Annotated in this window: 28 protein-coding genes and 1 other RNA gene; 13 read left to right on the top strand and 16 right to left on the bottom strand. The window is 49.5% G+C overall.

What is annotated here, in order from left to right; all coding sequences use genetic code 11:
* The first annotated feature begins 8 nt into the window (after nucleotides 1–8).
* Nucleotides 9–257 carry a YfhL family 4Fe-4S dicluster ferredoxin gene (locus QRY16_RS02115; RefSeq protein ID WP_193404579.1) on the top strand — a complete coding sequence of 83 codons (249 nt, stop codon included), beginning with the start codon at nucleotides 9–11 and terminating at the stop codon, nucleotides 255–257.
* A gap of 2 nt (nucleotides 258–259) precedes the next feature.
* Here the strand turns inward: QRY16_RS02115 and acpS are convergent, their stop codons facing one another.
* From acpS to rpoE, 11 genes are all read right to left on the bottom strand, one after another.
* Nucleotides 260–640, bottom strand: a complete 381-nt coding sequence (gene acpS / locus QRY16_RS02110; protein ID WP_193404578.1) for a holo-ACP synthase — start codon at nucleotides 638–640, stop codon at nucleotides 260–262.
* Nucleotides 640–1371, bottom strand: coding sequence for a pyridoxine 5'-phosphate synthase (gene pdxJ, locus QRY16_RS02105; RefSeq protein WP_289775477.1), 732 nt, complete (start codon nucleotides 1369–1371; stop codon nucleotides 640–642). The genes acpS and pdxJ overlap by 1 nt, the downstream gene beginning before the upstream one ends.
* A 72-nt stretch (nucleotides 1372–1443) precedes the next feature.
* Nucleotides 1444–2172 carry a DNA repair protein RecO gene (gene recO, locus QRY16_RS02100; protein ID WP_193404576.1) on the bottom strand — a complete coding sequence of 243 codons (729 nt, stop codon included), beginning with the start codon at nucleotides 2170–2172 and terminating at the stop codon, nucleotides 1444–1446.
* A gap of 4 nt (nucleotides 2173–2176) precedes the next feature.
* Entirely contained in the window at nucleotides 2177–3082 is a 906-nt protein-coding gene (era, locus tag QRY16_RS02095; RefSeq protein ID WP_289775476.1) for a GTPase Era, read from the bottom strand.
* The gene (rnc, locus tag QRY16_RS02090; protein WP_193404574.1) at nucleotides 3079–3759 is read right to left on the bottom strand and encodes a ribonuclease III; all 681 of its coding nucleotides are present in this window, start codon (nucleotides 3757–3759) and stop codon (nucleotides 3079–3081) included. Before rnc ends, era begins: the two co-directional genes overlap by 4 nt.
* Before the next feature lie 131 nt (nucleotides 3760–3890).
* Nucleotides 3891–4865, bottom strand: a complete 975-nt coding sequence (gene lepB, locus QRY16_RS02085; RefSeq protein ID WP_289775475.1) for a signal peptidase I — start codon at nucleotides 4863–4865, stop codon at nucleotides 3891–3893.
* A 9-nt stretch (nucleotides 4866–4874) separates the two neighbouring features.
* Nucleotides 4875–6674, bottom strand: coding sequence for a translation elongation factor 4 (gene lepA / locus QRY16_RS02080; protein WP_289775474.1), 1800 nt, complete (start codon nucleotides 6672–6674; stop codon nucleotides 4875–4877).
* Nucleotides 6675–6895: 221 nt separating this feature from the next.
* Nucleotides 6896–7360 carry a SoxR-reducing system protein RseC gene (rseC, locus tag QRY16_RS02075; protein ID WP_193404571.1) on the bottom strand — a complete coding sequence of 155 codons (465 nt, stop codon included), beginning with the start codon at nucleotides 7358–7360 and terminating at the stop codon, nucleotides 6896–6898.
* A complete protein-coding gene (gene rseB / locus QRY16_RS02070; protein WP_289775473.1) occupies nucleotides 7357–8313 on the bottom strand; it encodes a sigma-E factor regulatory protein RseB in 957 nt (318 codons plus the stop codon). The genes rseC and rseB overlap by 4 nt, the downstream gene beginning before the upstream one ends.
* Nucleotides 8313–8966: an anti-sigma-E factor RseA gene (rseA, locus tag QRY16_RS02065; RefSeq protein WP_289775472.1), complete on the bottom strand. Its 654-nt coding sequence runs from the start codon at nucleotides 8964–8966 to the stop codon at nucleotides 8313–8315. The genes rseB and rseA overlap by 1 nt, the downstream gene beginning before the upstream one ends.
* 27 nt (nucleotides 8967–8993) lie before the next feature.
* Nucleotides 8994–9572 carry an RNA polymerase sigma factor RpoE gene (gene rpoE / locus QRY16_RS02060; RefSeq protein WP_193404568.1) on the bottom strand — a complete coding sequence of 193 codons (579 nt, stop codon included), beginning with the start codon at nucleotides 9570–9572 and terminating at the stop codon, nucleotides 8994–8996.
* Nucleotides 9573–9947: 375 nt separating this feature from the next.
* Between rpoE and nadB the strand changes: the two genes are divergently transcribed.
* A complete protein-coding gene (nadB, locus tag QRY16_RS02055; protein ID WP_289775471.1) occupies nucleotides 9948–11609 on the top strand; it encodes an L-aspartate oxidase in 1662 nt (553 codons plus the stop codon).
* On the opposite strand, the gene trmN is transcribed toward nadB, so the two are convergent.
* Nucleotides 11594–12343: a tRNA(1)(Val) (adenine(37)-N(6))-methyltransferase TrmN gene (gene trmN / locus QRY16_RS02050; RefSeq protein WP_289775470.1), complete on the bottom strand. Its 750-nt coding sequence runs from the start codon at nucleotides 12341–12343 to the stop codon at nucleotides 11594–11596. The genes nadB and trmN overlap by 16 nt on opposite strands.
* 164 nt (nucleotides 12344–12507) lie before the next feature.
* Between trmN and srmB the strand changes: the two genes are divergently transcribed.
* Nucleotides 12508–13836 carry an ATP-dependent RNA helicase SrmB gene (gene srmB / locus QRY16_RS02045; protein WP_289775469.1) on the top strand — a complete coding sequence of 443 codons (1329 nt, stop codon included), beginning with the start codon at nucleotides 12508–12510 and terminating at the stop codon, nucleotides 13834–13836.
* A gap of 228 nt (nucleotides 13837–14064) precedes the next feature.
* Here srmB and grcA read toward each other — a convergent pair whose 3' ends face one another.
* The gene (gene grcA, locus QRY16_RS02040) at nucleotides 14065–14448 is read right to left on the bottom strand and encodes an autonomous glycyl radical cofactor GrcA (protein WP_289775468.1); all 384 of its coding nucleotides are present in this window, start codon (nucleotides 14446–14448) and stop codon (nucleotides 14065–14067) included.
* A 261-nt stretch (nucleotides 14449–14709) separates the two neighbouring features.
* Between grcA and ung the strand changes: the two genes are divergently transcribed.
* On the top strand, nucleotides 14710–15390 hold the full coding sequence (gene ung / locus QRY16_RS02035) for a uracil-DNA glycosylase (protein ID WP_193404563.1): 681 nt from the start codon (nucleotides 14710–14712) through the stop codon (nucleotides 15388–15390).
* 57 nt (nucleotides 15391–15447) lie between these two features.
* Here ung and grpE read toward each other — a convergent pair whose 3' ends face one another.
* Nucleotides 15448–16029: a nucleotide exchange factor GrpE gene (gene grpE, locus QRY16_RS02030; protein WP_193404562.1), complete on the bottom strand. Its 582-nt coding sequence runs from the start codon at nucleotides 16027–16029 to the stop codon at nucleotides 15448–15450.
* A gap of 122 nt (nucleotides 16030–16151) precedes the next feature.
* Here grpE and nadK point away from each other — a divergent pair, with 122 nt between their 5' ends.
* The 3 genes from nadK (at nucleotide 16152) to bamE (ending at nucleotide 19312) form a co-directional block, all read left to right on the top strand.
* The gene (nadK, locus tag QRY16_RS02025) at nucleotides 16152–17030 is read left to right on the top strand and encodes an NAD(+) kinase (protein ID WP_289775467.1); all 879 of its coding nucleotides are present in this window, start codon (nucleotides 16152–16154) and stop codon (nucleotides 17028–17030) included.
* An 84-nt stretch (nucleotides 17031–17114) separates the two neighbouring features.
* Nucleotides 17115–18776 (top strand): DNA repair protein RecN, encoded by a 1662-nt coding sequence (gene recN / locus QRY16_RS02020; protein ID WP_289775466.1) that lies wholly within the window; start codon nucleotides 17115–17117, stop codon nucleotides 18774–18776.
* A 188-nt stretch (nucleotides 18777–18964) separates the two neighbouring features.
* The gene (gene bamE, locus QRY16_RS02015) at nucleotides 18965–19312 is read left to right on the top strand and encodes an outer membrane protein assembly factor BamE (protein WP_193404559.1); all 348 of its coding nucleotides are present in this window, start codon (nucleotides 18965–18967) and stop codon (nucleotides 19310–19312) included.
* Between the two features lie 77 nt (nucleotides 19313–19389).
* Here bamE and QRY16_RS02010 read toward each other — a convergent pair whose 3' ends face one another.
* Complete coding sequence (locus QRY16_RS02010; protein ID WP_289775465.1) at nucleotides 19390–19683, bottom strand: RnfH family protein; 294 nt, start codon at nucleotides 19681–19683, stop codon at nucleotides 19390–19392.
* Nucleotides 19676–20110, bottom strand: a complete 435-nt coding sequence (locus tag QRY16_RS02005) for a type II toxin-antitoxin system RatA family toxin (protein ID WP_193404557.1) — start codon at nucleotides 20108–20110, stop codon at nucleotides 19676–19678. The genes QRY16_RS02010 and QRY16_RS02005 overlap by 8 nt, the downstream gene beginning before the upstream one ends.
* Before the next feature lie 158 nt (nucleotides 20111–20268).
* Here QRY16_RS02005 and smpB point away from each other — a divergent pair, with 158 nt between their 5' ends.
* The 6 genes from smpB (at nucleotide 20269) to QRY16_RS01975 (ending at nucleotide 22971) form a co-directional block, all read left to right on the top strand.
* The gene (gene smpB, locus QRY16_RS02000) at nucleotides 20269–20751 is read left to right on the top strand and encodes an SsrA-binding protein SmpB (RefSeq protein ID WP_193404556.1); all 483 of its coding nucleotides are present in this window, start codon (nucleotides 20269–20271) and stop codon (nucleotides 20749–20751) included.
* Nucleotides 20752–20795: 44 nt separating this feature from the next.
* Nucleotides 20796–21160: a transfer-messenger RNA gene (ssrA, locus tag QRY16_RS01995) on the top strand.
* Between the two features lie 270 nt (nucleotides 21161–21430).
* A complete protein-coding gene (locus tag QRY16_RS01990; protein ID WP_012906749.1) occupies nucleotides 21431–21676 on the top strand; it encodes a DinI-like family protein in 246 nt (81 codons plus the stop codon).
* 102 nt (nucleotides 21677–21778) lie between these two features.
* Complete coding sequence (locus QRY16_RS01985; protein WP_012906750.1) at nucleotides 21779–21958, top strand: type II toxin-antitoxin system HicA family toxin; 180 nt, start codon at nucleotides 21779–21781, stop codon at nucleotides 21956–21958.
* Nucleotides 21959–21981: 23 nt separating this feature from the next.
* The gene (locus tag QRY16_RS01980) at nucleotides 21982–22392 is read left to right on the top strand and encodes a type II toxin-antitoxin system HicB family antitoxin (protein ID WP_289775464.1); all 411 of its coding nucleotides are present in this window, start codon (nucleotides 21982–21984) and stop codon (nucleotides 22390–22392) included.
* Nucleotides 22393–22416: 24 nt separating this feature from the next.
* Nucleotides 22417–22971 (top strand): serine acetyltransferase, encoded by a 555-nt coding sequence (locus QRY16_RS01975; protein ID WP_289775463.1) that lies wholly within the window; start codon nucleotides 22417–22419, stop codon nucleotides 22969–22971.
* Nucleotides 22972–22974 lie beyond the last annotated feature (3 nt).

Below are 22974 nucleotides of genomic sequence, written 5' to 3'. Positions count from 1 at the left end.
AGGATTTTATGGCGCTGTTAATTACGGCCAAATGTATAAATTGCGATATGTGTGAGCCGGAATGCCCAAATCAGGCTATTTCGCTGGGTGACAGGCTTTATGAAATTGATACCAGCCGCTGCACGGAGTGTATCGGGCATTATGCTGCGCCGACCTGTCAAAGCGTCTGCCCCATTGATACCACCATTATCATCGATCCACAGCACATCGAATCACGCGATGCGCTGTGGGAGAAATTTGTCGAGCTGCACGGTTAAGGTTAACTTTCGATAATGACCGTGGCGCAAGCATAATGCCGCTCATCTGCCAGCGTAACATGAACGGTTTTTACCCCTAACTGCTGCGCGACATCAGCAGCATGCTGGAAAAAACGAAGCCCCGGTTTCCCCAGCTCGTCATTAAATACTTCAAACTGGTTAAACGCCAGACCACCACGAATCCCGGTGCCAAAAGCCTTCGCTGCAGCTTCTTTTACTGCAAACCGCTTCGCCAGGAAACGTACCGGCTGCTGGTGAGCCTGATATTGTTGCCATTCGGCCTCACTCAGGACCCGACGCGCTAAACGATCGCCGGAGCGTTCGAGCACGCCAGCGATGCGTTCGATTTCTACGATGTCAGTGCCTAGCCCAAGAATAGCCATTAGCGGCGTGCTTCTCGCATCAGCTGCTTCATCTCTTTAACGGCATCAGACAGGCCGCACATCACAGCACGGCCAATAATGGCGTGACCAATGTTCAGTTCATGCATTTCCGGTAACGCTGCAATGGGTAACACATTGTGATACGTCAGGCCGTGTCCGGCATTCACTTTCAAACCCAGACTGTTGGCAAAACTCGCCGCTTTACGGATGCGTTCAAATGCCGCGTCACGTGCTAAACCTTCTGGCGCTTCAGCGTAGGCACCGGTATGAATTTCAATATAGGGTGCGCCGCTGGCAACGGCTGCTTCAATTTGACGATGATCGGCATCGATAAACAGCGAAACCAAAATTCCGGCCTCACTCAGCAGCCTGACTGCGGCGTTGAGTTTGTCCTGCTGCCCGGCCACATCCAGCCCGCCTTCAGTCGTCACTTCCTGGCGCTTTTCTGGCACCAGACAGCAGAAATGGGGTTTGATTTCGCAGGCAATGCCAATCATTTCGTCAGTCACGGCCATTTCCAGATTCATGCGCGTCTGGATGGTATCGCGCAGGATACGCACGTCGCGATCGGTAATATGACGGCGATCCTCACGCAAATGTACGGTGATGCCATCGGCACCTGCCTGCTCGGCAATAAATGCTGCCTGCACCGGGTCGGGATAATACGTGCCGCGCGCGTTACGCACCGTGGCGATATGGTCAATGTTGACCCCTAACAGTAACTCAGCCATGACAATCCTCAACTCTTTTAGGTCGAAATAATGAGTGTACCGTGCGGGTAATCACATGCGGTACGACTAGCGCTAATCCTTTGCCGCATCCGGCTTTTTTTTAGGTATAAACTGCCGAAACAGTTCCTGGCTTTTTAGCGGCTTGCCACCAAGATACGGCTTTAACGCCATGCGGGTAAAGCGCTTAGCAGCGCGTAAGCAGTCGGCATCTGGAAAGTCTCGCTCCCATAGCGCACGTAGCTGGCGGCCGGTAAAGCTACGCTGGTTTACCACCACACTGGCGATGAATCCCTTTTCTTCGCGATAGCTGTAGGTCATGGCATCGTCAACAGGCGCGCCGCTGCCGGCGCAGTGCAGAAAATCGATGCCATAACCAAGATGGCCCAGCATCGCCAGCTCAAAGCGACGCAATGCCGGTTCCGGTGATCCACTGCTGGCCGCCAGATCCTGAAGACAATGAAGATAATCGAAGAAGAGATCGGAGAAAGGGATTTCCTGCTCCAGTACGCGTGACAACAGTTCATTGACGTACAGGCCACAGTAAAGCGTGATGCCATGCAGCGGTAAAGCCAGCGATACCGCCTCAGCATTGCGCAGGGTTTTAACCTCGCCGCGCCCGCTCCAGCGCACTAACAAAGGTGTGAAGGGCTGAAGCGCACCTTTGAGCTGTGAACGTCGGGAGCGTGCGCCTTTAGCAAGGACCCGCACCCGCCCCTGACTTTCACTAAACAGGTCGAGCAGCAGGCTGGTTTCGCTGAAAGGGCGACTATGCAGCACAAAGGCGCGTTGCCAGCCTTCCATCGAATCAGAGATCGTCTACATAACCCAGGCTACGCAGCGCACGTTCGTCATCTGCCCAACCGGATTTCACCTTCACCCACAGTTCAAGATGCACTTTTGCCTCAAACATCTCTTCCATATCTTTACGGGCTTCAATGCCGATGGTTTTGATCTTGGCGCCTTTATTGCCTATCACCATCTTCTTCTGGCCTTCACGCTCAACCAGAATCAGGCCGTTGATGTCATAACCTCCGCGCTCGTTAGTCACGAAGCGTTCAATTTCCACGGTAACCGAATAAGGCAATTCAGCGCCGAGAAAACGCATCAGTTTCTCACGAATAATTTCAGACGCCATAAAGCGCTGCGAACGATCGGTAATATAATCTTCGGGGAAGTGGTGCTCAGCCTGCTTTAAATGCTTGCGCGTGACTGCCGCAATCGTATCAACATTTTTACCGCTTTCGGCAGAGATCGGCACAATATCGAGGAAATTCATCTGCTGACTAAGAAACTGCAAATGCGGAAGCAGGATAGTTTTATCCTGAATGTTATCCACTTTATTGACGGCTAGCACCACCGGCACTTTGCCGTCGCGCAGCTTGCCTAACACCATTTCGTCATCGGGCGTCCAGCGGGTGCCTTCCACAACAAAAATCACCAGCTCAACGTCGCCAATGGAGCTGCTGGCTGCACGGTTCATCAGGCGGTTAATCGCACGCTTCTCTTCCATATGCAGGCCAGGCGTATCAACGTAGATCGCCTGATATTCGCCTTCAGTATGGATCCCCATAATACGATGGCGCGTAGTTTGTGGTTTACGCGAGGTGATCGATACTTTCTGACCCAGCAACTGGTTCAGTAAAGTGGATTTGCCGACGTTGGGTCGGCCGACAATTGCGACAAAGCCGCAATAGGTAACATGTTCGCTCATTCGAGTCCTAACTTAATCAGTGCCTGTTCAGCAGCTGCTTGTTCTGCTTTACGGCGGCTGGAGCCTACGCCCACCACCGGTTCAGCCATGCCACTCACTTGACAATGAATGGTGAATTCCTGATCGTGCGCTTCGCCGCGTACCTGTACCACTAAATAACCTGGTAACGGTAAATGGCGACCTTGCAGATACTCCTGCAGGCGCGTTTTGGGATCTTTTTGCTTATCGCCCGGACTGATTTCGTCAAGGCGCGTCTGATACCAGTCAAGGATCAGTTGTTCCACCGTCTGGATACTACTGTCAAGGAAGATGCCGCCAATCAGCGCCTCTACCGTATCCGCCAGGATAGATTCACGACGAAAACCGCCGCTTTTCAATTCGCCCGGACCTAAACGCAGGCATTCACCTAAATCAAACTCGCGCGCCATTTCAGCCAACGTATTGCCACGAACCAGCGTGGCGCGCATGCGGCTCATGTCCCCTTCATCCACCCGGGGGAAACGGTGATAAAGTGCATTTGCAATCACATAGCTGAGAATAGAATCGCCGAGAAATTCAAGTCGCTCGTTGTGTTTACTGCTGGCGCTACGGTGTGTAAGCGCTTGCTGTAATAGTTCCGGATGAGTAAAAGTGTAGCCCAGTTTGCGCTGAAGCTTGTTAATCAAGATGGGGTTCATGCGATTCCAGTTCTTTTTTGCGTCTGTGACTCTGCATACCAAACAGGGCTGAGTTTCCAACACATTCTGTTTGGTGTGCAGTGACCTCCAGCAGGAGGTCACCCGGTTGCCTTGCGATCAGGCGTTTACTGTCAGTGAATGCCGCCAATTCGACTCAGGCGAACGCCGGTCGGCCACTGACCTTCTTGTTTATCAAAGCTCATCCAGATAGCAACCGCTTTTCCGACCAGATTCCGTTCCGGAACAAAGCCCCAGTAGCGGCTGTCGGCGCTATTATCCCGGTTATCGCCCATCATGAAATATTGCCCTTGCGGCACTACCCAGCTTGCCTGCGGCTGGCCCGGCTGTTGATAGTACATGCCAGCCTGACTTTGCGCTTCATTCACCAGCAGAATGTCGTGGGTTACATTGCCAATCGTTTCCTTACGCGTACCCAGACGCAAACCGCCGCGCATGGTTTCCCCCTGCGGAACCTGGTAAAAACCGCTACCGCTTTCATTACCATCGAAACCGCTGAAGGTCTGAATGAAGCTGCTTGGCTGCACATCGGTATACGTTACCGGCAAGGCGGTAACACAGGCTTTGCCCTGGTTGCAGCCCGGATTCACCGTCAGCGTTTTGCTGTACGGATCATAGGTGACTTTATCGCCTGGCAAACCAATCACACGCTTAATGTAGTCCAGACTTGGATCTTTCGGATATTTGAATACCGCAATATCACCGCGCTTCGGCTGACCCGTTGGAATTAACGTGGTTTGGGTGATCGGATCTTTAATGCCGTAAGCAAACTTCTCAACCAGGATAAAATCGCCAATGAGCAGCGTGGGCATCATTGATCCAGAAGGGATCTGGAATGGCTCGTAGATAAACGAACGCACGATGAACACCACTGCAAGCACCGGAAAAACCGATGCTGCCGTTTCAATCCAGCCTGGCTGAGGCGACACTTTTGCCAGCGTTTTGCTGTCTAGCGTGCTGCCTGCCTGCGCCTGCGCTGCGGCTTGTTGGGCGCGACGTGCAGGTGCCCATTTAAACCGATCAATACACCAGATAATGCCTGTAATCAGTGTTGCTATCGCCAGAATCAGAGCGAACATATTAGCCATTGTGCGTCCTTATTTGCTGTCCTTACCGACATGCAGAATGGCAAGGAATGCTTCCTGCGGCAGCTCAACGTTACCGACCTGCTTCATTCGCTTCTTACCTTCTTTCTGTTTCTGCAACAGTTTCTTTTTACGGCTAACATCACCGCCATAACACTTGGCGAGAACGTTTTTACGCAACTGTTTAACCGTTGAACGAGCAATAATGTGGTTGCCGATTGCCGCCTGAATTGCAATATCGAATTGCTGACGTGGAATGAGCTCTTTCATCTTCTCAACCAGGTCACGGCCACGATAAGGCGCATTTTCACGGTGGGTAATCAACGCCAGCGCATCAACACGTTCAGAGTTAATCAGAACGTCAACGCGCACCATGTCAGAGGCTTGAAAACATTTAAAGTTGTAATCCAAAGAAGCATAACCGCGCGACGTTGATTTAAGACGATCAAAGAAGTCGAGCACCACTTCGGCCATCGGAATATCATAGGTCAGAGCGACCTGATTGCCGTGATAAACCATATTGGTTTGCACGCCGCGCTTCTCAATACAAAGCGTGATGACGTTGCCCAAATATTCCTGCGGCAGCAACATGTGACATTCAGCGATTGGCTCACGCAGTTCTTCAATATCGTTTAGCGGCGGCAGTTTAGACGGGCTGTCAACATAGATGACTTCGCCGCTGGTGGTTTCCACTTCGTAAACAACCGTAGGTGCGGTGGTGATCAGATCAAGATCATATTCACGCTCCAGACGCTCCTGAATGATTTCCATGTGCAACAGACCAAGGAAGCCACAACGGAAGCCAAAGCCCAGCGCAGTGGAGCTTTCTGGCTCGTAGAACAGGGAAGCATCGTTCAGGCTCAGCTTACCCAGCGCATCACGGAAGGCTTCGTAATCATCAGAACTGACCGGGAACAAACCGGCGTAAACTTGTGGCTTCACTTTTTTGAAGCCCGGCAAGGCTTTATCTGCCGGATTACGCGCGCCGGTTAAAGTATCCCCTACTGGTGCGCCGAGAATATCTTTAATCGCACAGACCAACCAACCTACTTCGCCGCAGTTCAATTGCGTGCGATCAACCTGCTTGGGTGTGAAAATACCCAGCCGATCGGCGTTATACACCTGACCAGTACTGAGCACTTTAATCTTGTCACCCTTACGCATAGTGCCGTTTTTAATACGTACCAACGACACCACACCGAGATAGTTATCGAACCATGAATCAATAATTAATGCCTGAAGCGGTGCTTCAGGATCGCCTTCTGGTGCGGGAATGTCGCGCACCAGGCGCTCCAGCACCTCCGGCACGCCAACGCCAGTTTTTGCCGAGCAACGCACTGCATCAGTCGCATCAATACCGACAATATCTTCGATTTCCTGGGCTGCCCGATCAGGGTCAGCAGCCGGCAGGTCAATTTTGTTCAGGACCGGCACTACTTCCAGATCCATCTCAATCGCTGTATAGCAGTTTGCCAGGGTTTGCGCTTCTACGCCCTGTCCGGCATCCACCACCAGCAATGCTCCTTCGCAGGCAGCCAGTGATCGTGAAACTTCATAAGAGAAGTCCACATGTCCAGGGGTATCAATGAAATTGAGCTGGTAAGTTTCGCCGTTTAACGCTTTATAATCGAGAGTAACGCTTTGCGCTTTAATGGTAATACCACGCTCACGTTCCAGATCCATAGAATCCAGAACCTGCGCAGCCATTTCGCGATCGGTTAAGCCACCACAAATTTGAATCAAGCGGTCAGAGAGCGTCGATTTGCCGTGGTCAATGTGCGCGATGATGGAGAAATTTCGGATGTGCTTCATTTATATGAATATCTTCACGTAGAAAATCAGTTGAAAACCTGAGCACAGACACATTCAGGAAGATCGCTCTTTACCCACAATCCTGTCAGCCTCATTAATGACGACGCATATTACACTGTTAATGCCGCGCATAAAAGAATGGAACGTAGTGGAATCACAACAGTTTGTAGCGAGAAGGGAACATAACGAAGGCCACAATCACAGCGCGGCCTGAGTGAGAATTACGCTTCGCTTTCAACGCGCAGCGCATCAGGTGGTAAAGCGACGTTGAGAATGACCGGCTGGAAGGTTTCGCGATCGCCAAATTTCATCGATACGCCTTTCGCGACAATAAATCCACCTATACCACCTAACAACGCACCACAGGCTGCTGCCAGATCGCTATGGAAAAATGCCTGAAAAATGCCAGCAAACAGAAACAGGCCAAACAGCGGCGTCATATAAACCAGTAACGCCGAACCAAGCAGGCTGCTTTCTTTGATACCCAGCTCAATACGCTGACCGGGCGCCAATGGCTTGCTGCTGGCAATCTGCATTACATGCGCGTCTTTTGGGCCAAGCTTATTCAGCATATGGCTGCCACAGCCTTTGCGCGCCGAGCAGCTGTTGCAGGAAGTTTTCGCTTCGGTATGCAGCGTAGCAATGCCATCCTGCCATGCCACCACGGTGGCCCACTCTCTCATCATTTTTGTGACCTTAAATCGATGCTGTCCGCAATGCGTTTTGCTGTCGAGGGGGGTAACTCACCAACGACCGTAATTTCATTATTATTACGCAAAACCGTTTGTACGGTACGACGTCCAGTGCGCAATGTCTGTGTAGTGCTGCTTTTATCCGCCGGGGTAATGTTAATCGCAAAACTAAACAAGCCATCGCTGTAAAGGCGCGTCTCCATACTTTTGTTCATGGTCGGAATATCGCGACGATTTTGAGACACTAATGACATGCCAGCGGGTAACCAACCTGGTTGCCAGGTTAGCGTGATCTTGTCGTCTTTTGGCACCGATAAGGTGGGCGGCAGATTGGCTTTTTCTAAGCCCTGCATTAAGTTGCGCACGCCTTCATCAACGGCAAAACTGATTACTCTGAATTGCTCAAGCGTTTCACCATCGCGATCCAATAAATCAATACGCAGCGGTAGTTTAGTATCTACATCCAGCCACACAACATAGCTATAGCGGGTGCCATCGCGCGATACAATGCGCAGCACATCGCACATCTGATCGGCAATACGGGAACGCCCAACGGTAATAAAGTCGTAAGTACTGGCAAGTTTTGCGAAGTTGGCAAAAATCACTGACGGCAGTGCATCAATAATATGGTTGCCAGGCAATGAGAAAGGGTCGAGACCGGGTTCAAAATAGCTAATATCGCTGCCACGCTGAATAACTTCACGGCGTGGACCATCCATCTGCAACAATTGTGCAAATACCCGTTTATCAACCACAGCGTGGCGATAACGCAGCGATTCAATGCCAATACGGGAAATATTGATGTAAGCAAATTCGTAATTGAGGTTCTGGCTTGCCTGCTCCATCTGCTGTAACAACGCCCCAGACGCAGATGTTTGCGCCGGGGCGGTAGAGGACCAAAGCAGGCTGCCTGCCAGCAGGCTAACGGCGCACCAAAGCTGCTTCATTACTGCTGTTGAATTCCTAAGGACTGATTGCCGGGAACATCTGCCTGCGCTTGTTTAGGCACATCTGATTCAAACTGCAATTGATCAGCATGTAAACGGCGCTGAAGTTCATAATCCTGCAGCATAGCGTTTACACGACGACGCTGCTCCTGAACCTGCTGATTCGCGCTGTTGGTATCAAAAGCATCAGAGGGTACGCCTAAACTCACTGGCGATGCTTTTCCCATCATTGGCAAGGTATTAAAAACCGGAGAATCCGAGGATTCAACCTTACTGCCGTTAGGTTGATTGTAATGCTGAACACCAACGATGACCGCCAGGGAAACACAAGCCGCAACGCCAACCTGCGTCAGTTGCGCTGCCCAGGGCCGCGCTTTACGCCAGAATGGCATTTTTTCCCAGCGAGACGGTTCTGGCTGCGCTTCAGGAATCAGCGTAGTGACTTTACGCAGCGGTTCTTGTTCGATGGCAGCAGCTACGCGCGCAGAAATATCGAAATGCAAAGTATCGCCAACATCGCCGCGCAGGGTATCGCGGATCAAATGATAGCTTTCCCAGCTTTTCTGCAGCTCTGCATCTTTTGATAACGCGGAAAAAAGCTCGTTATCAAGCGTCTCACCATCCATTAAAGCGGAAAGTTTTTCTTTCTGCATGCCTAAATACCCTTCCAGTAGCCGTTATCACTGACGTTGGATAAGCGGTTGAACTTTATTATCAATAGCCTCTCGTGCACGGAAGATACGTGAACGAACAGTACCTACCGGGCAATCCATGATGGCGGCAATTTCTTCGTAACTCAGCCCGTCCAGTTCCCTGAGAGTGATTGCCATACGCAAATCTTCAGGAAGCGCCTCAATGGTACGAAAGACGATTTGTTTCAGTTCTTCTGACAACATTAAGTTCTCAGGGTTCGAAATTTCTTTTAGTGCACCCGCACTTTCGAAATTTTCCGCATCAATCGCATCCACATCGCTTGATGGCGGACGACGCCCCTGCGCAACCAGATAATTTTTAGCGGTATTGACCGCAATTCGATAAAGCCAGGTATAAAAAGCGCTATCGCCACGGAACGAATCCAGCGCGCGGTAAGCTTTAATGAAAGACTCCTGAACTACGTCAGGTACATCGCCCGACGGAACATAGCGTGAAACCAGGCTCGCCACTTTATGCTGGTAACGAATCACCAGTAAATTGAAAGCCTTTTGATCTCCTTTCTGAACCCGTTCAACGAGGATCTGATCCGTTAACTGCTCGCTCATCCGAGGTAATATCTCCCCAAATTCATTTCTAATGCGTAAAGGAACTGCCAGCACATCTCATTGTTCTGAGCAAGCATGCACTTAGAGTTGCGATGTGGCGTTAAGTTCACTTATCGCCCTGAGTTTTACCGCTCCGCTGCAGGTAAAACAGCCTGTTTGTTATCGTTCACTATCACAGAGCCTGAATCGCTGGCAGAGTAACTCATGACAACGGCTTTTTCATCTTTAAATCCTTACCCGCAAATAAGCGTGGCTTAAAAAGCTTGCTTAAGCCGCTCGAATTTAACTTACTGAAATAAAAATCATTTTCAAAAAAAGCACTCTCCCGTGTCGATTATTTGTTCAAAATACTTCACAGAATTACGTGTAGCGCTTATGCTCGACCCATTCTTGTTTAGTAAATTAAACATTATGAAAATGAATTCACTTCCTGATTATCAGTGCGATGTCATGATTGTAGGCAGCGGCGCAGCAGGATTGTCGCTGGCGTTACGATTAGCTCAGCATTATCAGGTCATCGTATTGAGCAAAGCACAGGTTAACGAAGGATCAACGTTATATGCGCAGGGTGGCATCGCGGCAGTTTTTGATGAAACCGACAGCATCGATTCACATATTGAAGACACATTGATCGCCGGAGCCGGTTTATGTGATCGGGAAACAGTGTCGTTTATCGCCAGCAATGCCCGACACTGCGTGCAATGGCTGATTGACAGTGGCGTGGCCTTTGATCTTGATCCGCAGGCCGCGGGTGAAATGCGTTATCACCTGACGCGAGAAGGCGGCCATAGCCATCGTCGTATTCTGCACAGCGCTGATGCTACCGGGCGTGAAGTTGAAACCACCTTAGTTAGCCTGGCCTTAAATCATCCCAATATTCGCATTCTCGAACGCACCAACGCGGTTGATCTGATTCTTTCTGACAAGCTCGGTTTACCTGGCCCACGTCGAGTAGTTGGCGCGTGGATCTGGAACCGTAATCGTGAACAAGTTGAAACCTGCTGCGCACGGGCGGTGGTGCTGGCAACGGGCGGTGCGGCAAAAGTTTATCAATACACCACCAATCCCGATATTGCGTCCGGCGATGGCATTGCAATGGCCTGGCGCGCGGGCTGTCGTGTTGCCAATCTTGAATTTAATCAGTTCCATCCGACCTGCTTATTTCATCCACAAGCGCAAAACTTCCTGTTAACAGAGGCGCTGCGCGGTGAGGGAGCGTGGCTGGTTCGGCTTGATGGCACGCGCTTTATGCCTGATTTTGATGGGCGAGGTGAATTAGCGCCGCGTGATATAGTGGCCCGCGCTATCGATCATGAGATGAAACGGCTGGGTATGGACTGTATGTATCTGGATATTAGCCACCAGCCCAGGGAATTTATTCGCGCTCATTTTCCAACTATTTACGAAAAGTTGCTGACCTTTGGTTTTGATCTGACCAAAGATGCGATCCCCATTGTTCCCGCAGCACATTACACCTGCGGCGGCGTCGTGGTTGATCAGCAAGGGCGTACTGATGTGAAAGGCTTATATGCGATTGGCGAGGTGAGCTATACCGGCTTGCACGGTGCTAATCGCATGGCATCGAACTCCTTGCTGGAATGTTTAGTTTATGGCTGGTCAGCGGCTGAAGATTTAATCCATACGCTACCTGACACAGAAGCGGTTGAAATGTTGCCCATCTGGGATGAAAGCCGTGTAGATGATGCGGATGAGCGGGTTGTGATTCAACATAACTGGCATGAGTTACGGCTGTTTATGTGGGATTATATGGGCATCGTGCGGACGACTAAGCGTCTCGAACGAGCGCTGCGTCGCATTAAACTGCTACAGCAAGAAATTGATGAGTATTACGCCCACTTCCGTCTGTCCAATAACTTACTGGAATTGCGCAACCTGGTTCAGGTTGCTGAGTTAATGGTGCGTTGTGCGCTGGAACGAAAAGAGAGCCGCGGTTTGCACTTCACCCGTGACTATCCCGATTTATTGCCGGAAGCGTTACCGACGATCTTGATCCCTGATCATCACATGAACAGGTAAAAATCGCGCGTCAGGCTGCACCAGTTTTCTGAATAGCGGGTATCCTCAGCGCGGATGGCGAGACGCTCCAGCACTGTTTCTCCTGCGCTGGGTGAAAAACCTAACAGTACGCGATGAGGCAGGCGATTCGCATATTCCGCCACATCAAAGCGGAAACGTAAATGCCATCCCGCCGCTAACGCCAGCTCAATAAACGCCTGCCCTACCGTTTCAGGCAGCGCGATACAAAAAAATCCTTCTTCTTCAATTAATAGCGCTGCGCTGCTCAACAAGGTTTGATGGTCGAGCGTAGAAGTAGAACGCGCGCTATCACGTTCAGGACTGGAGCAGGCTACGCCGGGCGTAAAATAAGGAGGATTACTGACAATCAATGAATAACGCTGCTCGTTATTTTCTGCCCAGGTGGCAATATCCTGCTGGTGAATATGAATACGCGTTGGCCAGGGCGATTGCTGCACGTTTTCAAATGCCTGCTGGGCGGCTTGCGCATCCAGTTCAACTGCATCGATCTGCACCGTTTCTGCCGTGCGTTGAGCCAGCATTAACGCAATTAATCCGCTTCCACAGCCAATATCTAAAATGCGTTTTACATTGGCGACAGGCGCCCACGCCCCTAATAAAATGCCGTCGGTGCCAACTTTCATCGCACAGCGATCGTGCGCGACAAAAAACTGCTTAAAAGTAAAACCATTCTTCTTTAACTGTGGCCGGCCGTGCGGCTTGTCCTGCATCATTCTCTGCTACCATTCATTTTTTCTGCCGTACAACAGCGCATCAGTGTAACGTGGCGTGGTCTTGAATTCACGCGACAGACGATGCCCGATGCTGCGGATGTGGATTAACAGATGAAGATTATGTCTGATCTGTCTATAATCAGCGCCCCAAACTGAGGTAGACCATGACCGTAACCACATTTTCCGAACTCGAACTCGATGAAAGCCTGCTAGAAGCGCTGCAGGAGAAAGGCTTCGTTCGCCCGACGGCGATCCAGGCCGCTGCCATTCCGCCCGCGCTGGAGGGCCGCGACGTGTTGGGTTCGGCACCTACCGGGACAGGGAAAACCGCTGCGTATCTGTTACCGGCGTTGCAACATTTGCTCGACTTTCCACGCAAAAAATCAGGCCCGCCGCGTATTTTGATTTTAACGCCAACGCGTGAACTTGCTATGCAGGTAGCCGACCAGGCGCGCGAACTGGCGAAACATACGCATCTCGACATCGCGACTATCACCGGCGGGGTTGCCTATATGAACCATGCCGAAGTGTTCAGTGAGAACCAGGATGTGGTTGTTGCAACTACTGGCCGTTTACTGCAGTACATCAAAGAAGAAAACTTTGACTGCCGCGCAGTGGAAACGCTGATCCTTGATGAAGCAGACCGCATGTTAGATATGGGGTTTGCACAGGATATTGAAACTATCGCGGGCGAGACGCGCTGGCGCAAACAGACACTCCTGTTTTCCGCGACGCTGGAAGGCGAGAATATTAAAAGTTTCGCTGAGCGTTTGCTGAATGAGCCGGTCGAACTTGAGGCTGATCCAAGCCGCCGCGAGCGTAAAAAAATTCAACAATGGTATTACCGTGCTGACGATCTGGAGCACAAGACCAAACTGTTAGTCCATTTGCTGAAGCAGCCAGAAGCAACGCGTTCAATTGTTTTTGTACGTAAGCGCGAGCGCCTGCATGAATTGGTCAGTTGGCTGCACGAGGCGGGGATTCGTAGCAGCTATCTTGAAGGCGAAATGGTGCAGGCAAAGCGTAATGAAGCGCTAAAACGCCTGATCGATGGGCGAGTAAACGTATTGGTGGCCACCGATGTGGCAGCGCGCGGTATTGACGTTGATGATGTCAGCCACGTGTTTAACTTCGATATGCCTCGTACCGCAGACACGTATTTGCACCGTATTGGCCGTACCGCACGTGCTGGACGTAAAGGCACGGCTATATCACTGGTTGAATCACACGACCACATATTACTGGGTAAGATTACCCGGTACGTCAACGAGCCAATAAAAGTTCGTACCATTGATGAACTGCGCCCTTCAACGCGTGCACCCAGCGCTAAAGTGACCGGTAAACCCTCGAAAAAAGCCCTTGCGAAGCGGTCAGAAAAGAAAGAAAAAGAATCTGAAAAACCACGGGTGAAAAAGCGTCACCGCGACACGAAAAATATCGGTAAACGCCGCAAGCCAAGCGGTGCGGCGACATCCTCCGATAAAGCAGGATAAATAATCAGTCATGCAAAAAAATCGCCTGTTGCGGGGCGATTTTTTTATTTCAGCGTGAGTTAATAGCGCATTAAGCATAACGTGAAGCGCTAACTGCCGAAAGTGTAAACAGGTGCTGGTTAGATTTTCACGGTATAGATATATCTGCTTAATTAAATTGAAAAAATATGCTGCGCAAGTCTTGTCTTTTTTTCAGCAGACTTTCAAATGCATCTGACACCTTTTATGTTACATGCTTTCTGTAAAAGTGCGGGTAATTACGTCACGCTGCTGTTCCGGTGTCAGCGCATTAAAACGCACAGCGTAACCAGAAACGCGGATGGTCAGTTGCGGATAGTTCTCTGGATGTTTAACTGCGTCCTCAAGGGTCTCACGGCTCAATACGTTCACGTTTAAATGCTGGCCACCTTCTACACGTACCTGTGGTTTCATTTCTAACGGCACTTCACGATACGCAAATTCGCCTAACTCTTTTATCGCTACAATCTGATCTTCCTTATAACCCGCTTTTGCGCACAAACAGCGCGCTTCTGCTTTCTCCTCGTCCAGCAACCAGAAAGAGTTGAGGAGCGCTGAATTATTGGTTTGAGTAATCTGGATTCCGGTAATCATGATTGAGCCTCCACGGCAATGCATCAGCTCTTGCCAACGCAGTAAATAATTTAAGTTGAAGCGTTGGTATAACATTTGGAATCTGGCCAGGTGTTGACCTGAATCAATTCCGTTTAGCTGATGATCATGATCTTCTGTATCCCGTTGATTTACAGCCGTCTGTCAACTTAACTTCTGTTGTGATTTTAAAAAATATTTACGCTTCAGCTCTTATCTCAGAACAGCTAAGCTTAGTAAAAGTGTTTTTTTAGGGAGTTAAGCATGGCCGAAAAGCTAACCTGGCACGACGTGCTGGCCGAAGAAAAAGAGAAACCGTATTTCGTAGAGACGTTAAAACTGGTTGCCGATGAACGTGCAGCAGGAGTAACGGTTTACCCGCCGCAAAAAGATGTTTTCAACGCTTTTCGCTTAACCGAACTGGGCGATATTAAAGTCGTTATCCTCGGGCAAGATCCTTATCACGGCCCGAAACAGGCGCATGGCCTTGCATTTTCAGTATTGCCGGGTGTACAGATCCCCCCTTCTTTGCAGAATATCTATAAAGAGCTACAGCAGGATATTCCTGACTTTGTAAAACCTAATCATGGATTTCTTGAAAGCTGGGCCAGACAAGGTGTGATGTTGTTGAATACCGTTTTGACCGTTGAGGCAGGCAAAGCGCATTCACACGCTCGTTTTGGCTGGGAAACGTTTACAGATAACGTTATTGCGGCAATTAACCAACACCGGGAAGGCGTGATCTTTTTATTGTGGGGTTCGCATGCGCAGAAAAAGGGAAATATTATCGATCGCCAGCGTCATCATGTTTTGACGGCACCGCACCCTTCTCCGCTGTCAGCACATCGTGGCTTTTTAGGCTGTCAGCATTTCTCAAAAACGAATGCTATTCTCAGCGAAGCAGGCAAAGCACCCATTGACTGGACGCCGGTTCTACCCGAATAACTGCTCGGTCAACGGCCGCGTCAATGCGCGGCCGTATGATAAACGTCAGGCGTCAGTTCAGCCTTTCGCTTTGGCTACCGCCACCATCGCCGGACGTAACAGGCGACCGTTTAGGGTATAGCCGCGCTGCATCACTAACATCACATGATTCGGCGCGAAGTCGTCAGATTCCATCATCGACATAGCCTGATGCACTTCCGGATTGAACGGAACGCCAGTTTCACCGACCACTTCCACACCAAATTTACGCACCGCACCCAGCAGCGATTTTAGTGTGAGCTCGATGCCTTCAATCATTGACGCCAGCTGCTCATCTTCTTTATTCGCCACTTCCAGCGCACGTTCAAGACTGTCAATCACTGGCAGCAGTTCGTTAGCAAATTTTTCTAACGCAAATTTGTGCGCTTTCTCCACATCCATCTCAGCACGACGACGAATATTCTCAATCTCGGCTTGCGCACGCAGTTGCGCATCACGAACGCCAGACTGAGATTGCGCTAATTCAGCTTCGAGTTGGGCGATACGCTCATCACGCGGATCCACCTCAGTTGCTGTCTCCGCTTCCTGTGGTTGCTGCTGATCCTGCTGAATTTCATCTGAGACTTGCTCGTTCGGGGTGTTCTGTTCTTTACTACTCATGAATTTCTCCGCGTTTTGCACATTCATTTCGCTGGTTGGCTTATTATGGGGATCGGTTTAGCGGTTTCAAGGGAACCCATCACATTGCCTTGCCGTTTTGGCTTATGAGGAACACCCACTACATGAACAAACACTTTAACTGCATTGGTATTGTGGGTCATCCACGTCATCCTACTGCGCTTACAACGCATGAAATGCTTTGGCGTTGGCTGACAGCCAAAGGTTATCAAGTGATCGTCGAGAAGCAAATCGCGCAGGAACTTTCATTACACGATGCGCAAACCGGTACGCTTGCAGAGATTGGGCAGCAAGCCGATCTGGCCGTTGTGGTAGGCGGCGATGGCAACATGCTGGGCGCAGCGCGCGTACTGGCGCGTTATGATATTAAAGTGATTGGTATCAACCGCGGCAACCTGGGATTCCTGACCGATCTTGACCCTGATAATGCGCAACAGCAACTGGATGAAGTGTTACAGGGCGATTACTTTGTAGAAAGCCGTTTTTTGCTGGAAGCGCAGGTATGCCGGGAAGCGTGTTCTCCCCGCATTGGTAGCGCGATCAATGAAGTCGTTCTTCATCCCGGCAAAGTCGCACATATGATTGAATTTGAAGTATATATCGATGAAACCTTCGCCTTTTCACAACGCTCAGATGGCCTGATTATCTCAACACCCACCGGTTCTACCGCCTACTCACTTTCTGCTGGTGGTCCGATATTAACCCCTTCGCTGGATGCTATCGTTTTAGTGCCGATGTTTCCGCATACCTTATCGGCCCGTCCTCTGGTGATTAACAGCAGCAGTACTATCCGCCTGCGTTTTTCTTCGCGACGCAGCGATCTCGAAATTAGCTGTGACAGCCAAATTGCTTTACCGATTCAGGAAGGAGAAGAGGTATTAATTCGGCGCAGCGAAAACCATCTCAACTTGATTCATCCTAAAAACTACAGCTATTTCAACACGCTGAGTTCTAAACTGGGCTGGTCAAAAAAATTATTCTAAAAATCCGCACGCCCTCTTTACTGGATAAAAAACCAGTTTATACTGTATGGAAAACCATATCTGTTTTTCTATACAGGTGATTCTATGCTGGCACAACTGACCATCAGTAATTTCGCTATCGTTCGTGAGCTCGACATTGATTTTCAACGTGGTATGACAGCAATTACTGGTGAAACCGGTGCAGGTAAGTCCATTGCGATTGATGCACTGAGTTTATGCCTTGGCGGGCGTGCTGAAGTCGATATGGTGCGGAAGGGCGCCAGCCGTGCTGATCTATGTGCCCGTTTCCAGTTAAAGTTCTCGCCTTCTGCACAGCATTGGCTAAAAGAAAATCACCTTGATGATGGCAATGAATGCCTGCTGCGCCGCGTTATCAGCGCTGATGGGCGTTCACGCGGTTTTATTAACGGTACAGCCGTTCCCCTTTCTCAGCTGCGCGATCTAGGGCAATTACTGATCCAGATTCACGGTCAGCATGCTCACCAGCTATTGCTTAAAGCCGATCACCAAAAACACCTTTTAGATGCCTATGCAGGTCATGATGATCTGCTACAGCGTATGCACGAACATTATCAAACCTGGCATCAAAGCTGTCGGACACTGGCACAACATCAGCAACAGGCCCAGGAGCGTGAAGCGCGTCGTGAGCTGCTGCATTATCAGCTAAAAGAGCTGAACGAGATTGCGCCTCAGTCGGGTGAATATGAGCAAATTGACGAAGAGTACAAGCGGCTGGCTAACAGCGGCCAGCTTCTTTCTACCAGCCAACAAGCGTTACAACTCTTAGCCGACAGCGATGAAACCAATCTAAACAGTTTACTGTACAGCGCACGTCAGATGCTGTCAGAGCTGGTCACTCTCGATGATAAAGTCGCTAGCGTATCAAATTTGCTTGAAGAGGCGGCCATACAGTTAAGCGAAGCCAGTGATGAATTACGTCATTACTGCGAGAGTCTTGAGCTTGACCCAAACCGTTTATATGAGCTGGAGAAGCGTATTTCACGCCAGATTGCGCTGGCACGCAAACATCATGTCACGCCGGAAGGCTTGCCTGAGTTGCATCAGCGATTGCTGGCAGAAGCGGAGCTGCTTTCACAGCAGGAAAGCGATCAGGAAAGTTTACAAAATTTAGTGACCGGGCACTATCAGGCAGCACTGCATAGCGCAGAACAGTTGCATCAACAGCGCGTGACTTTTGCGAATGAATTACAACTGCTGATTACGCAAAGCATGCATATGCTGTCAATGCCTCATGGTCGTTTTACAATTGAGTTAATGTTTAATCCTGACCAGCTAACGGCAGAAGGTGCCAGCCGTGTTGATTTCCAGGTCACGACCAATCCGGGCCAGCCTTTACAGTCGCTGGGCAAAGTGGCTTCTGGCGGTGAACTGTCACGTATCGCACTGGCCATTCAGGTCATCACCGCGAAGAAAATGGAAACGCCAGCCATGATTTTCGACGAAGTGGATGTGGGTATTAGCGGCCCAACCGCCGCTGTGGTTGGCAGGTTGTTACGTCAGTTAGGCGAATCCACGCAGGTCATGTGCGTTACGCACTTGCCGCAGGTAGCTGGTTGTGGTCATCAACATTTCTTTGTCAGCAAAGACACTGATGGCGCGATGACGGAAACGCATATGCAGCCCTTAGACAAGCGTGCACGTCTGCAAGAACTGGCGCGTTTACTTGGCGGCAGTGAAGTCACACGTAACACGCTTGCCAACGCTAAAGAACTTTTAGCCGCCTGAGAAGGCACTTTTTTAACACAGCGCGGTCATATGCATGCTCTGTAAAGGTTCCCAATAGCGTAAAGGTTTATTATCATCGGCACCTTATGTCGCCAAAGTAATAAAGCCTGCCGCAAGCAGAGTTCAGATTTTGATGGCAAGAAAACAGCCTGTTGAAAGGCGTTTAGCCCCAGAAAAGGAATGTATAGATGCGCTGTAAAACGCTGACTGCCGCGGCAGTGGTAATGTTAATGATGACCGCCGGATGTTCCACTTTAGAGCGCGTGGTTTATCGACCAGATATTAATCAGGGAAATTACCTGGTTGCCAATGATGTGGCCAAGATTCACACCGGCATGACTCAGCAGCAGGTTGCTTACACGCTCGGTACGCCGATGATGAAAGATCCTTTCGGCAGCAACGTTTGGTACTACATTTTCCGGCAGGAACCCGGACACGAAGCTATAACACAGCAGACTTTAACGCTTAACTTCGACAGTAATGGCGTGCTCACGAATATTGATAACAAGCCGAGTTTAACCAAGACGAACGGGTAATCTCAGGCCACAGTCCATAAAAAAGGCGCCTCTCGCGCCTTTTTTCTCGGTATTTGAGCCAGCTTGCGTTCAAGTGACTATTTTTTGCTGCTGCTTGCTCGCTCGGCGCGTTGACGACGCAACTCTTTGGGATCGGCAATCAGAGGGCGGTAAATCTCAATTCGATCGCCTTCTTCCACCCTGTCGCTCAGCTTTACAGGCCGACTATAAATGCCCACCTTATTGCTGCTGAGATCAATTTCCTTGCGTAGTTCAAGTATCCCTGACGCTTCGATGGCTTGCTCAATTGTGCTGCCCTGCTCTACCGTAACATAGCGCTGATACTGCTTTTCGGGCAACGCGTAAACCACCTCAACGGAAATATCAGGCACGGTAAACCTCTTTGGCGCGCTGTGTGAAAGCCTGGACCATGCTGTTAGCCAACTCTTTGAAAATGCGTCCAAAAGCCATTTCTACCAACATGTTAGTAAATTCAAATTCCAGGCTTAATTCTACTTTACAGGCATCATCGCCCAGCGAGACAAAGCGCCAACCGCCAGTTAATTTACGAAACGGCCCGTCCACCAACTGCATATGAATGCTCTGGTTATCGGTCAGCGTATTACGCGTGGTGAAGGTTTTACTGATACCCGCTTTCGACACATCAACAGATGCCGTCATTTGATTTTCTGACGCATCCAGAACGCGGCTGCCGGTACAGCCCGGCAGAAATTGAGGATAGGCATCCACATCGTTTACAAGTTGGTACATCTGCCCGGCACTGAAAGGCACCAGCGCCGAACGACTAATCTGAGCCATAATGGTTCCTGTTCGTCACAAAACCGCTAAATAATAGCATTTTCAGCGATTAAACAAAAATTCCTCGGTATTGGGGTGTGCTAGAATAACCTGTTTCCTGACCCCCCGCTGGACTGGGGATGCGATAACCGACCAAGTGATGTAAAGTACGCCCCACTATGACAAAGAAAAAATCACACAAACCCGGTTCTGCCACCGTTGCTCTCAACAAGCGCGCCCGTCACGAATACTTCATTGAAGAGGAGTTCGAAGCCGGCATGGCGCTGCAAGGATGGGAAGTAAAATCACTCCGCGCCGGTAAGGCTAACATCAGCGACAGTTATATCCTGCTGCGTGATGGCGAAGCGTATCTGTTCGGTTCAACCTTTCAGCCGCTGGCCGTTGCCTCAAGCCATGTGGTTTGCGATCCTACTCGCAACCGTAAGCTGTTACTGAATCAGCGCGAACTCGATTCCCTGTACGGTCGTGTTAACCGTGAAGGCTACACCATCGTTGCGCTGTCTTTGTACTGGAAAAATGCCTGGTGCAAACTCAAAATTGGGGTAGCACGCGGTAAGAAAGAGCATGATAAACGCGCAGATATTAAAGATCGTGAATGGCAGATGGACAAAGCGCGTATCATGAAAAACTCTAGCCGTTAAACGCTGGATTGGGCTGTTCTTTTTTGCTAATATAAGAAGTTCTTGGGGCTGATTCTGGATTCGACGGGATTCGCGAAACCCAAGGTGCATGCCGAGGTGCGGTAGGCCTCGTTAAAAAGCCGCAAAAAAATAGTCGCAAACGACGAAAACTACGCACTAGCAGCTTAATAACCTGCTTAGAGCCCTCTCTCCCTAGCCTCCGCTCTTAGGACGGGGATCAAGAGAGGTCAAACCCAAAAGAGATCGCGTGGATGCCCTGCCTGGGGTTGAAGCGTTAAAACTAATCAGGCTAGTTTGTCAGTGGCGTGTCCGTTCGCAGCTGGCTGGCGAATGTAAAAACTGGACTAAGCATGTAGTACCGAGGATGTAGGAATTTCGGACGCGGGTTCAACTCCCGCCAGCTCCACCACTTTTGACAGGACAGTGCAAGGACAGCACCAGTAAAAACAGGAAGTTAGCAGTCCCGGCAGGACACCGACCAGACGGTAGCGGGACAAAAAAGGATACGTAAAGGAGCCGCGGCTCCAAAACAATCAAGCCAGCCTCTCAGGGGCTGGTTTTTTTTGTGCCATAAATTTGCACAAAAATTCTTACCTGAGCGACACAGCTTACAACTTGACACTGTATGTATGACCAGCTAAATATAACTGTATATTCAACCAGTAAAGGAGCTGCCAAAATGCGTGTCGAAATCAGTATTGCCAAAGAAAAATACGGAAAGTTACCGAAAACCGCGCCTTCCGCACTTCAGGAAGAAATGACAAAGCGCCTGGGTAAACAATACCAGGATATTGAAGTCATCGTAAAACCAGCTGGAAGCGACGGTCTATCGGTCTTCCGTGCAGTGGATAAAGATGAAACCAAGAAGAACGTGGAAAAAATGCTGCAAGAGGTCTGGGAGTCGGCTGATGACTGGTTCTTCTGACATAGAATAGCCACTCTATAACTCCAATAACCCCAAAAAACTTGACCCCGCCCCTCAATGGAGTTACTATAACCCCATCAAAACAATACAGAGAGCCGGAGGATGGATAGCAGGAATGCGATAGCAATGATTGAAGCTGACGGGTGGTATCTGGTGAGAGTAAAAGGTAGTCATCACCAGTTTAAGCACCCAACCAAGAAAGGGCTGGTAACGGTGAAACACCCACAGAAAGATATACCGCTACCAACACTCAAAAGCATCAAGAAACAGGCGGGGCTCTAAGCCCCTGCCTCCTGGAGGTTCAAATGTTATATCCCGTTGCTATTGATAAAGGCGATTCATCCTTCGGCGTTCGCGTACCTGATATTCCAGGCTGCTTCTCTGGCGGCGACAACTATCAGGATGCGATAGAGAGCGTGCGTGAGGCTATCGACGCACATATCGAATTACTGGTGGAAGATGGTGAAGCGGTGCCGGAAGCTACCAGCGTGGAAAACTGGCTCGCAGATCCCGATTATACAGGCGTAGTATGGGCACTGGTGGATGTAGACGTTACCCGGTTAATGGGGAAAGCAGAAAAAATCAACGTAACGCTTCCCTCTTTGCTGATCCGTCGTATCGATCAATTTGTTGCCGCTCATCCCGAATATGGTAGCCGCTCAGGCTTCCCGTCACGTGTGGCTGCTGATAAAGTGATTGGACGGGAAAAACGTTAAGCCTCGTTAGAGGCTTTAGGTGAAATGATGCGCAAAAAAGAATTAGCTTTTCTTAAAGAGTGTCTAAGAGTAGAAGTTATCGGAAATAAGGATAAGAAATTCTCATGGGCACGCACCATCAGACATGCCTGGCGTCAACCTAAACGTAGATTTCTTTTCTGGTGGCGCATTGCATCTTATCTATATGGTTCAAATAACAAACAACTAAAAAAAATAGGAAAAAAAATAAATAGAAAATTATTTTTTAAATATAACACAGACATTGAACTAGGTGTTTCAATTGCCCCCGGATTATATATTGGACATTATAGCGGGATTGTTATCACAAGATATGCGACGATAGGCAAAAACTTCAACATAAGACAAAACACCACTATTGGATTAAAAAACAATAACACTAATAAAATCACAATTGGCGATAATGTTAATGTTGGAGCAAACTCCTGCATTATATCAGAAAACATTGTAATTGGTGACAACGTAAAAATAGGAGCTTTTACATTCGTTAATAAAACAATACCATCAAACTCTATTTATTACACAAAAAAAGAAAACATCTGTAAAGAATGGGAGGTTTAACCT

The sequence above is a fragment of the Mixta mediterraneensis genome, from assembly GCF_030283135.1.
Classification (GTDB): domain Bacteria; phylum Pseudomonadota; class Gammaproteobacteria; order Enterobacterales; family Enterobacteriaceae; genus Pantoea; species Pantoea mediterraneensis.
Note: the sequence above shows the minus strand (reverse complement) of the source record. Positions and strands in the feature narration are given on the sequence as shown.